An 8914-nucleotide genomic window follows, 5' to 3' on the forward strand; every position below is an offset into this window, starting at 1 on the left:
CGGGTCAGAAAAATATAAGGAAGTAGAACAGAAAGGAACCCGCTAGCCGGGTCAGCTGGAGAAGTGGTGCATAAGGGAGACCATTCGGACAAGCCTTTAGGTTTTGGCCGGTAATAGAGGCTTTCAGCCGAAGAACAAACCACCCGTTTTCACGGGTGGTTTTGATTAAGTTAGGTATGAATAATTTGGGTTAATGGGATTTTAAAGATAGTAAGACTTGAAAAGTTTCCAAAAATGATGATAGCGCTTGTTTGTGTTGTCAGATTCTATTATTCCTCAATTAATGGTATCCCCGTATTATTGTTTTCCTCAAAAGTCTTAATAAACAAGTGTTTGCTTTCTTGAAGGTCGCTACTAACATTAAGGACGAGCGGATTATCCAATAAATCTAAAACCAACCGTCCTAAGCGAATACCTTCTAGGTCATTTTTTCTTAGGAGATGATGAGTTTTTTGAATGTAATAGTAGATTACAATCTGAAGTGGAATTAAGCCCCCTTTTTTCTTAAGAATTTCATCGAATTCTTTGATGAAATCATCTACTTTTTTCAAGAATCCCAAATTGGATAAAGTTCCAATAAGAGTTGTTAAATGAATGGTAATATAGTAAAAATCTTGGTCTGCTGTGGTAGTTTTAGCAAAATCTAGGATATCTTCAGCATCCTGCAATAGTTCAGATAAAGGACGTTTGCGGAGACTAGTTGTCAGCAAATCTTTCTCCAAGGTGTTTCTATAGGGAAATGAGATGTGAGAGATTTTCTTTTTAAAGTCATCAGAAAGCTCAGATGACATTTGGCTTTTTCCATATAGCATAATAGGAATCAAGTTATCCAATAGATTGTCTTTTAGAGGTTTATTATCGTGTAAAAATGGATCTAATTCTTTACGGAAAGTAGGTAGTAGATTTTTCCGAGTTACACCAGATGTTTCAATATTGTAGAAGATGTTCATCACTTGGTCAATGCCATCGGCGTCTCTGGAAAATCGGATAGCAAAGTCTGTGAAGGAAACACCGATTGAAATAAGTAACCGTGTGAATTTTTCCATGGAAATATTCTTTTTACCATTTTCAAATTGGCTAAGTAGCTGAGGTGAAACGATTTCACCTGCAGCTTCTTTCAGGCTTAAATTCCTTGCGACTCGAAACTCTTTAAATATTGGACCAAAAGGGTATAGTTCATTCACGAGGAGCTCCTTTCCATTTATAAGCACTGTTTCTTATTCAATAAGTGAACCGAGGCCATCGAATAATTCCTCAGAATTTTCACTAATAGCATCTGTAACTGCTGAAACCGCGGAGGATCCTAATTCATTCAGTGAATTTTTAATAGGTTCAAATCCTGCTTGATAGGCACTTGTAAGTGTTTTATCAAGAACAAACAGAATAAGAGCAAACACGGCTAAAGAAATGAGCGCATTATAAAAAGGATTAAATCGTGTTAAGTTTTTATGGAAATTTCCAGTATAGTTAACAAGCAGAACGCCAAAACCAATAATGGAAACTAGACAAATTAGCCCGAAATAAATGCTGATACTTCCCATCTGCGGATTTTCAGCAGCTAGAAATGAAATGCCTGCGATTCCGGTAAAGGGACTTCCTCCCGTTGTTCCAAGCCCAGCAAGTGCTGAAATTAAATTGTTAAAGTCAAGCGGTAGACTTGAGGGGATCAAGAAACTAATGAAAAGAGCAAAAAGATTTAGGGTCGCTAATAGAGGAGTGAAGGATAAGGATTTCCCTAAACGCTCTAGCAAAGATACATTAGAGTTTTGAGCTTGTTTTTGAAGTAAGTGGGGTAAAAGTGCGAGTAGAAAATAACCAGAAAAATAGATTAGAGAAAAAATCAAAACTCCTCTAAGACCAAATCCTGCAGAAATAGATCCCTGAACAGTTCCAATAATTTCACCCACAAGTGACGAGAGGCTATTTCCATTAATGGAAGGATTAACAAGGGAAGAGAAGAAACGAAGATAGAAGTTACTGTATCCTCCCCCGATAAATATGGATGCTAGAGATAAGGTGATTAATCCGAACTGGAGATGAGAGTTAGCAGTTTGGTATTGAGGTTTTTTGAGATTGTCTATAAACCAGGATAAATAGCTGCTTCCCTGGGCTTTAAAACTATTTAGGGATTGTGTGGTTTCTGAATTGAGTTTATCTAATGGGGGAATTGATGACTCAATATTGACTTGAGGGGATTCAATATTTGCTGAAGTTGATGCATTAAATGGTTCATCTAGTGAAGAAGTTGTTGGTTGAGGTGATGTAGAAGTTAGAGCATCCTGTGTGATGATGAATTCCCTTGCAGTCAATGCAGCGGTATATTCTTGCGGTGTTGGCGGTCGCCCAATAACGGCTTCAAAGTATTCCATCCAATCTTTTTGATTCATAAAGAAACTCCTGTTAAAAATCATTTTGTCACAATAGTTAGTGTTTTCTATTAGTGCTATATTATATTATACGCCTTGAACTGTTCATGTAAACAGTGTTTAAACCAATGGTGTATAAGTGAATCTGAATGAAGTGATTTAGACTAAAAATTAACTACTGGTTAACGGACAAAAACTAAAAACTCCCGTAATAGGTTTACGGGAGTTCATTGGTTATTTATCCGCAAAGTAAGCACGGACTTTCGGTGCGACTTCTTTCCCAAAGAGTTCGATGGCTTTGAGAACGTCTTCGTGAGGCATGGAGCCAAGTGGTAGGTGGAGCATGAAGCGGTTCAGGCCGAGTTCTTCAATCATTTTGATGAGTTTTTCAGCCACTTGGTCTGGGTTGCCGACAAACATGGCTCCGTTTGGTCCAAGTTGTTGGAGGTATTTATCGTAGCTGAGTGGTGTCCAGTGTGGACGGTCTTTGGAGATGGCATCCACGACTTGTTTAGTTGGGTGGAAGTAGCGTTTGCGAGCTTCTTCTCCGTCTTCCATGAGGAAGCCCCAAGAGTGAGCTCCTACTTGTAGCTCTTGGTCGCTGAAGCCATTTTCTTTTCCAATTGTACGGTAGGCATCAATGAGAGGTTTGAAGTAGCTTGGTTGTCCACCGATGATGGCATAGACAATTGGAAGTCCCATTTGGGCGATTTTGACAGTGGATTCGACATTGCCGCCGGTTGCTACCCAGACAGGGAGTTTTTCTTGGACGGCCCGTGGGTAGACTTCACGGTTATCAATGCTTTGGGTGTGGTGTCCCTTCCATTTTAGCTTGGTTTCTTGATTGGCATAGAGAAGTAGATCTAGTTTTTCATCAAAAAGGCTATCATAATCCTTGAGGTCTTGACCGAAGAGAGGGAAGGATTCCGTGAAAGAACCTCGTCCAGCCATGATTTCAGCACGACCATTGGAGAGAGCGTCGATTGTAGCATATTGCTGGTAGACGCGGATAGGGTCTAGGCTGGAGAGAATGCTGACAGCGCTGGTAAGGCGGATGTTCTTCGTGTTGACAGCACCGGCAGCGAGGACGATTTCTGGTGCAGAGACAGCGAAGTCATCTCGGTGGTGTTCCCCAATTCCGTAGACATCCAAGCCAACTTCATCCGCCAATTCAATTTCTTTAACCAATTGACGAATGCGCTCATCGTGTGAGTAGACGTGATTGCTTCCTTCTAGGGGAGTTGTTTCACCAAATGTTGAGATTCCGAGTTCGATTTTCATAGTTGTGTCTCCTTTGTTTTCTTAACTTGAGATTATTTTATCACTAGTTAGTAATAAACGCAAGAGGTTTGTTTAGAAAAATAAGGTGCGCTGTTAGCGCACCTTAGAACGGTTTTCGTAATATTTTCTCACGTAGCGACTGGCCTGTAAAAAAGCTAGACTAATCAAGATGGCCCCGGAAATGGACCAGACAGAAGCAACTTCCAGAGAAAGGAAGATGAAGCTGAAGAGGATGGTCATGAGGGAGAAGGCTGCGAGATTTGCGAAGTAGTAAAATTCGTAGCGATTCTCGATAGCATCCGGGTCTTGGCTAGGGTCATATTGGGTGAAAGGATTTTCGACTGGTTGGGGTTGGGGGTTACGGAGGACCTCTTGGTCACGTAACACATTTTCTCTTACGGGCATAATCTCTCCTTGTGCAAATCACTATATAGAATACCACATTTTCAAAGGCTCTTACATTACAAATAGATGACAATACGAGAATAAAACTAAGAACGCTAGGGTATGAATGTGATTGCTTCAATCTCTCTTCTGATGACTTTTGTGAATTTCTTGTGGGACTGGGCTTACTTTGCGGATATCTTTTAAAGGAATCATGGTTGAGACCCTGTGTGGTAAGCTGTTGATGATTAGTTGGTTTTGGTCTGGATTGATTTTAACAATGCTACCGGTAACGTGTTTTTTTCCATAGATGATCAAGACGGTTTGTTTCAGATTCTGAGCTCGCTGTAATTGGGCTTGAGTGTCAGTCAATTGCTTGTGAGCCTTGTCTTTGCCATCTCCGGCTTCCAGAAAATCGGTCATTTGTTGCTTGATTGCATCCCAAAATGTTGCCATGGATTCCCCCTTATTCGTTTTTCTTTTATTATACCGATTTTAATTCTTTCTTACAATATTGTAAGAAGGGAATTTTTCCCATATTATTTAATTTTTAGTAAAAAATAGTGTAAAATAGGGATATTACAATACAAAAGGGAGGCGCAATGGCTGAGTTTACATTTGAAATTGAAGAAAAATTGCTTGTCCTATCGACCAATGAAAAGGGATGGACTAAGGAATTGAATCGGGTGAGCTTTAATGGCGCACCTGCTAAATTTGACTTGCGATCGTGGAGTCCGGACCATCAAAAAATGGGTAAGGGGATTACTTTGACGAATGAGGAATTCCAAGTATTAGTAGAAGCGTTTAAGAATTAGGAAAGAGGAATAAGATGAAAAAATTCTCCTTTGATAAAGGAAATCTCAGTAAGGGTAAGATTGCCATTGGTGCGGGAGCAGCAGTTCTTATCCTTGGAGTTGGAGGAATGCTGTTGAATAGCTTCTCCAGTGATGTGGAGCAGACGCAGTCGGGTTATCAGATTGCCAAAGTGAAATCTGGCAATGTTGCGTCTAATACCCTTTTAACAGGGCAGGTTGCAGCCAACCGTGAACAGTATGTGTATTTAGATGCAAGTAAGGGAGACCTCCAAGATGTCTTGGTTAATGTTGGGGATTACGTAGGCGTTGGGACACCACTGGTGCAGTACCAAAGTCAAAATGCGCAACTTGATTATGACATTGCCCAACGGGCGGTTAATAAAGTTGACCGTCAAATCTACACAGCCGAAGTCTATGGAGTGGATGCGGCAACAGGTTCAGCAGGCGCTGCAACAGCAACAGATTCGGATGATGCGAGCGCAGGCTACGGCTATAGTGCAACGACAGGTGCAGCTCAACAGAATGCCCAAAATTCGCTCTATGACTTGTATGACAGTCGTGAAGATGCAGTGGCAGGACTCGAGAAAGCAGGAAACACTCTCAATGCCACAACCGTTTATTCTACTATTGAAGGAACTGTGGTTGAAGTAAACCGGGATGTGGCCAAGTCCGCAACAGGAGCTAGCCAAGTCTTGGTCCATATTGTGAGTGAAGATGGGCTACAAGTTAAGGGAGATGTGACAGAGTATACCCTTCCAAATATCACCAAGGGTCAAAAGGTTAAAATTACTTCCAAAGTTTTCCCTGGTAAGACTTGGGAAGGAGAATTCTCCTACATTTCCAATTATCCTAAAAATGGTGGAGAGAGTACAGGTTCGGCTGTCAATGCGGCAGATAGTGGCGCAAAGTATCCTTACAATGTAACCATTAATTCAGATGCTTCTGAGTTGAAACAAGGCTTTAACGTCAGCATGGAAGTTCAGAATGAAGGGAAACAGACCGTGATTCCGATTACAGCTCTCGTGACAGAAGATGAAAAACACTATGTCTGGGTTGTTGGTGAGGATCGCAAAGCGAAGAAGGTTCAGGTTACCATTGGCAGTGCAGATGCAGAAAACCAAGCGATTACTGCAGGTCTGAAAGAAGGCGAGCAGGTCATTACCAATCCTGATGATCAGATCAAACAAGGTCAGGAGGTTGATAAGGATGGCGAATCTAATTAAAATTAGAGGACTCCAAAAGTCCTACCGTAATGGGGATCAGATTCTTCAGGTTCTCAAAGATATCGATTTAGATGTTGAAGAAGGAGAATTTTTGGCGATCATGGGACCATCTGGTTCTGGTAAGTCAACCCTTATGAACATCATTGGTCTCTTGGATCAGCCGACAAAGGGTTCCTATGACTTGGAAGGTCAAGAAGTTGCCCGCCTATCTGGCAATAAATTGGCCCATGTTCGAAATCACCAAATCGGTTTTGTCTTCCAACAGTTTTTCCTTCTATCGAGACTAACAGCCCTTCAAAATGTTGAGCTTCCGTTGATTTACGCTGGAAAGAGTGCTCGCGAACGGGTGAAGACAGCCAAGTATTATTTAGAAAAAGTTGATCTTGCTGAACGGATGAAGCACCTCCCTTCTGAATTATCGGGGGGACAAAAGCAGCGTGTGGCCATTGCGCGTGCTTTGGCAAACGAACCAGCCATTATTTTAGCGGATGAGCCAACAGGGGCCTTGGATACCAAGACAGGAGATCAGATCATGGAATTGTTGAGTGACCTGAACAAGGAAGGCAAGACCATTATTATGGTTACCCATGAACCAGAGATTGCTGCTTATGCTAGCCGCCAAATCGTCATTCGTGATGGACGGATTACCCAGGATTCAGCTAAGGAAGGGGGACGCTAATGGAAACTTGGAAATTTGCCATTGCCTCTATTCGTTCCCACAAAATGCGCTCCTTCCTCACTATGTTGGGGATTATTATTGGTGTCGCAGCAGTTGTCTTGATTATGGCATTTGGAGATGGGATGAACAAGGCTTTTACTAGAAGCTTGGCTTCTTCCCAACAAAATGTCCAAATTAATTACTCTCCTCTCAAATCTAAAGATGGAAGTGGAATCGTCACCAGTCAAGAAGTTTTTGAAGCTGAATCAGACCTTGCTTCTGGTGGACAACCACCTGCGCCAGTAGTATCCGAGAATCAAGTGGCGGATTTGCTGAATATTCAGGGAGTTACCAAATATCTGGTTTCAAATTCTGCCAATGCTACCGTTACTTTTGAAAGTAAGAATGTGACTGGAGCTTCCATTACAGGTGTGTCAGACTCTTACTTTAAGGCACAAAATTACCAGATCATAGCGGGTCGTAGTTTTGTGGCTGCTGATTATGAGCAATTTGCTCGAGTTGTTGTACTCGATAAGACCTTGGCCAATAAGCTCTTTAACAATCCAGAAGATGCCTTGAACCAGCTGATTAAAATTCAGGGGAATAACTATCGGATTATGGGGGTCTTCGATTATGATAAAAACGACAGTACTGCCCAATATCAATATCCAAACGGACAATTGCTCATGGCGAACACACAATTGGCTGCTGAGTTTTCAGTCCCAGAAATTCAAAACATTATTGTTAGTGTTGATGATGTAGATCGATCTCTTGAGATTGGTGCAGCGGCAGCCCGTCGTTTAACTCAGCTTGTTCGACCTGCTCAGGGAGAATACCAAGTGATGGATTTTTCAGACCAATTGGCCAATATCCAACAGACTTTAGGGGTTATGCAGCTAGTCATTGGCTCAATCGCAGGAATTTCTCTATTAGTTGGTGGTATCGGAGTTATGAATATCATGTTGGTATCCGTAACAGAGCGGACCCGTGAAATCGGTTTGCGAAAAGCCTTGGGAGCAACCCGTAGGAATATTCTTACTCAGTTTTTGGTTGAGTCAGTAGTTCTGACCCTCATTGGGGGCTTTATTGGTCTCATGATTTCTTATGGAGTTGTCTTTTTGATTGGAGATAGCCTCAACGCGGCTTTTGGAGGCCCACCGGTTATCAGCATGCAATCTGTGATCGGAAGTACTCTCTTTTCGATTAGTATCGGGGTGATTTTTGGCTTACTACCAGCCAATAAAGCTTCAAAATTGAATCCGATTGAAGCACTTCGTTATGAATAATGGAGAGATAGTCATTTGGTTTGCTTTTAGTACAAAGGAGCGAGTCGTAGACAGTTCAAATCACTGGGAGAGATTTTGAGCTTGCTGATAAAAATTTCGAAGAAAATTTCAAATAATCCTGAACAAACTTCAAAATCGGAATGCTCGAATCTTTCAAAAAAAATGGCTAGGAAAGTCAATGATGGTAGAATGGAGTTTCTCCGTCAGGCTTGACAACGTTAGATTTTGAAATTTAATGAGTATATACGTGCGACAAGACGACCCAACACAGGAATAAAAGATAAGCTAAAAGAGTATACTTTCCATAACAAAAACGCCTACCCTCTTAGTTCCTAGGAACACGAGATGGTGGGCGTTTTTTCAGGTTCATACTTTTTACATTTCAAAACCTAAATGTATAGTCTTTTAGTACAAGGTAGCGAGTCGTAGACAGCTCAAACATACTAAGATTAGTAGTGGGGAAACCTTCGACGGAAGATTTTCTCACTACTTTTCTTTATGTTAACCCGAATTATTCATACCCTGAATATCTTTGCGTAACTATCAAAAAAATCATCAGAAACAAGCAATAAACAACTGCAATTCTGATGATTTTTATGAACGATCAAGCTTTTCTATAAATAAAGATGGGTCTGCTACCTTAGCACCCTAAAAAAGGGTAGACTCCACCCTTGGTGCGACTCTCGATTTTTAAAAATGTATTCTATTTGATTCGGTATCCTAATTTCCTAACAAAGGAGGACTGGTATCCCTTACTGCATAGAGAACGGGGAGTGAGAAATCTAGTCTGGAAATTCGCTCAAAGAGAGCCTGAAACTCATCCTTCAGAGAATAGAGATTAGACAGTTTTAGAATTTGTTTTCTAGCACTTTTGACGCATTTTCCAGCTATATTCACAAAC

The 8914-nt window shown here is 41.2% G+C and carries 10 protein-coding genes; 4 read left to right on the plus strand and 6 right to left on the minus strand.

The features are described from left to right. Positions 1-269: 269 nt before the first annotated feature. The 5 genes from JEQ21_RS09200 to JEQ21_RS09220 form a co-directional block, all read right to left on the minus strand. Positions 270-1184 carry a helix-turn-helix domain-containing protein gene (locus tag JEQ21_RS09200; RefSeq protein ID WP_199365233.1) on the minus strand — a complete coding sequence of 305 codons (915 nt, stop codon included), beginning with the start codon at positions 1182-1184 and terminating at the stop codon, positions 270-272. A 33-nt stretch (positions 1185-1217) separates the two neighbouring features. Next, positions 1218-2387, minus strand: coding sequence for a hypothetical protein (locus JEQ21_RS09205; protein ID WP_199365234.1), 1170 nt, complete (start codon positions 2385-2387; stop codon positions 1218-1220). 213 nt (positions 2388-2600) lie between these two features. Next, positions 2601-3647: an LLM class flavin-dependent oxidoreductase gene (locus tag JEQ21_RS09210; protein WP_196092394.1), complete on the minus strand. Its 1047-nt coding sequence runs from the start codon at positions 3645-3647 to the stop codon at positions 2601-2603. Positions 3648-3740: 93 nt separating this feature from the next. After that, positions 3741-4052 carry a DUF3270 family protein gene (locus tag JEQ21_RS09215; protein WP_196092393.1) on the minus strand — a complete coding sequence of 104 codons (312 nt, stop codon included), beginning with the start codon at positions 4050-4052 and terminating at the stop codon, positions 3741-3743. Between the two features lie 117 nt (positions 4053-4169). Then, complete coding sequence (locus JEQ21_RS09220; RefSeq protein WP_199365235.1) at positions 4170-4487, minus strand: hypothetical protein; 318 nt, start codon at positions 4485-4487, stop codon at positions 4170-4172. Between the two features lie 146 nt (positions 4488-4633). On the opposite strand from JEQ21_RS09220, the gene JEQ21_RS09225 reads away from it, so the two are divergent. Genes JEQ21_RS09225 through JEQ21_RS09240 form a run of 4 tightly spaced genes read left to right on the plus strand, consistent with a single transcriptional unit; the run spans position 4634 to position 8013 of the window. Beyond that, positions 4634-4846 (plus strand): YdbC family protein, encoded by a 213-nt coding sequence (locus JEQ21_RS09225; protein ID WP_196092391.1) that lies wholly within the window; start codon positions 4634-4636, stop codon positions 4844-4846. A gap of 14 nt (positions 4847-4860) precedes the next feature. Then, positions 4861-6069, plus strand: coding sequence for an efflux RND transporter periplasmic adaptor subunit (locus tag JEQ21_RS09230; RefSeq protein WP_196092390.1), 1209 nt, complete (start codon positions 4861-4863; stop codon positions 6067-6069). Then, a complete protein-coding gene (locus JEQ21_RS09235; protein ID WP_199365236.1) occupies positions 6053-6748 on the plus strand; it encodes an ABC transporter ATP-binding protein in 696 nt (231 codons plus the stop codon). Before JEQ21_RS09230 ends, JEQ21_RS09235 begins: the two co-directional genes overlap by 17 nt. Continuing rightward, the gene (locus JEQ21_RS09240) at positions 6748-8013 is read left to right on the plus strand and encodes an ABC transporter permease (protein ID WP_196967622.1); all 1266 of its coding nucleotides are present in this window, start codon (positions 6748-6750) and stop codon (positions 8011-8013) included. The genes JEQ21_RS09235 and JEQ21_RS09240 overlap by 1 nt, the downstream gene beginning before the upstream one ends. A gap of 720 nt (positions 8014-8733) precedes the next feature. On the opposite strand, the gene JEQ21_RS10050 is transcribed toward JEQ21_RS09240, so the two are convergent. After that, the coding region (locus JEQ21_RS10050) for a transposase (protein WP_233340863.1) at positions 8734-8914 on the minus strand (181 nt) is incomplete at its 5' end.

Source organism: Streptococcus sp. 121, assembly GCF_016458205.1.
In the GTDB taxonomy this organism is placed as follows: domain Bacteria; phylum Bacillota; class Bacilli; order Lactobacillales; family Streptococcaceae; genus Streptococcus.

What these genes read in the sequence shown, in the direction of transcription:
- JEQ21_RS09220 (WP_199365235.1), bottom strand. Translation starts at nt 4,487, where the DNA reads ATGGCAACATTTTGGGATGCAATCAAGCAACAAATGACCGATTTTCTG.
- JEQ21_RS09225 (WP_196092391.1), top strand. Translation starts at nt 4,634, where the DNA reads ATGGCTGAGTTTACATTTGAAATTGAAGAAAAATTGCTTGTCCTATCG.
- JEQ21_RS09215 (WP_196092393.1), bottom strand. Translation starts at nt 4,052, where the DNA reads ATGCCCGTAAGAGAAAATGTGTTACGTGACCAAGAGGTCCTCCGTAAC.
- JEQ21_RS09210 (WP_196092394.1), bottom strand. Translation starts at nt 3,647, where the DNA reads ATGAAAATCGAACTCGGAATCTCAACATTTGGTGAAACAACTCCCCTA.
- JEQ21_RS09235 (WP_199365236.1), top strand. Translation starts at nt 6,053, where the DNA reads ATGGCGAATCTAATTAAAATTAGAGGACTCCAAAAGTCCTACCGTAAT.
- JEQ21_RS09240 (WP_196967622.1), top strand. Translation starts at nt 6,748, where the DNA reads ATGGAAACTTGGAAATTTGCCATTGCCTCTATTCGTTCCCACAAAATG.
- JEQ21_RS09230 (WP_196092390.1), top strand. Translation starts at nt 4,861, where the DNA reads ATGAAAAAATTCTCCTTTGATAAAGGAAATCTCAGTAAGGGTAAGATT.
- JEQ21_RS09205 (WP_199365234.1), bottom strand. Translation starts at nt 2,387, where the DNA reads ATGAATCAAAAAGATTGGATGGAATACTTTGAAGCCGTTATTGGGCGA.